Source organism: Streptomyces sp. NPDC052107, assembly GCF_040680215.1.
GTDB lineage: Bacteria > Actinomycetota > Actinomycetes > Streptomycetales > Streptomycetaceae > Streptomyces.
On record NZ_JBFAWG010000299.1, the window covers coordinates 1 to 1,234 of the forward strand.

Below are 1,234 nucleotides of genomic sequence, written 5' to 3' on the forward strand. Positions count from 1 at the left end.
CCGCTGTAGGTGGACTTGGACCAGGTGAGCGCGACCTCGATGCAGTTGCCGCCCTGCCCCTCGATATAGGCGAGCTGCTGGCGTTTGTCGGTCTCCAGCAGTACGAAGGGGCCGTCCAGCGCCGCATGGTCCTCGCGGTACGGGTCCATCAGCTGGATCCGTACGTGCCGGAGCCGTGCTACGGCGGCGAGGTGGTGGAGCTGGGCCTTCATCACGCGGCGGCCGCCGATCGGGCGGGTCAACACGACCATCTCCAGGACGAAACTGATGTTCGGCAGCGGCCTGCGGGACAGCAGCTTCTGTCGTTCGAGGCGTGCGGCGACCTTCGCTTCGATCTCGTCGTCGTCGAAGGTGGGTACTGCCCCGTAAGGACGGCCCGTGCGTACGCCTCCGTCTGGAGCAGGCCGGGCATGACGTGGTTCTCGTACTCGTGCCGGGCCCATGCCTTCCCTTCCTCTTCCGCGAACGGCGTGAACCAACCGGGCAGCGGATTGCGCTGCTTCGTCTGCTTCGGGGGCTTCGGTGCGGCGACGATCAGCGCACCTTGTGCACCCGGCACCTCGTCCGCCCGTTGCACGAAGACGCCCTTCGGCGGTCGCGCGCCCCGTTCCACCATCGCCACTTGGGACTTGGAGTAGCCAATGCGCCTGCCCGACTGCTCCTGCGACAGTCCGGCCCGCTCGCGGAAGTGCCGGAGCAGCAGGCCGAACATCTCGGCGGCCGTCTCGGCCTGATCACTGGAGTGCACGGGTCACCTCGTCTGTACACCACTGTTCACAACCTGCTTGTGACCCTGGTCACGGTACGTGTTCGCCGCAACGCTGAGCGCATGGAACTTCGAGATTCACTGGATCCGGTGCCGTCCTGGATCCCCGCCTCCGGCCACGCCCTGCGCCATGTGGGCATCCACTTCGACGCCGTACGGCCATCGGCATGCTCGGTGAGGAAATTGCGTACGAGGTCATGCAGTTCACCGATTTCCATGCCGGGCCCATCGTTCGCTCGGGCGTCGGGGGGCGGAGCATGTACTTCCTGGTGGCACCCGGTGCGGCCGCCTGGCATCGGTGGCCGCCCGGCGTGGAGGCGATGAGCCGGAGTGCGCGCGGGGACGCGTTCGTGGGGGTGCCCGCGTTGAACGGGGTGACCTGGCCGCTGGACTGGCGGTCGCGGCCCACGGCGGAGGACCCGTTCATGGATGCGGCGCTGCTGCACGAGATGGCCTGGCTGCGGGTGC

At 67.7% G+C, this 1,234-nt stretch carries 2 pseudogenes; one reads left to right on the forward strand and one right to left on the reverse strand.

The features are described 5' to 3' along the window. Positions 1-712: pseudogene (locus AB0M27_RS47970) on the reverse strand (helix-turn-helix transcriptional regulator); the annotation flags it as partial. A 117-nt stretch (positions 713-829) separates the two neighbouring features. Between AB0M27_RS47970 and AB0M27_RS47975 the strand changes: the two are divergent. Next, positions 830-1,234: pseudogene (locus AB0M27_RS47975) on the forward strand (hypothetical protein); the annotation flags it as partial.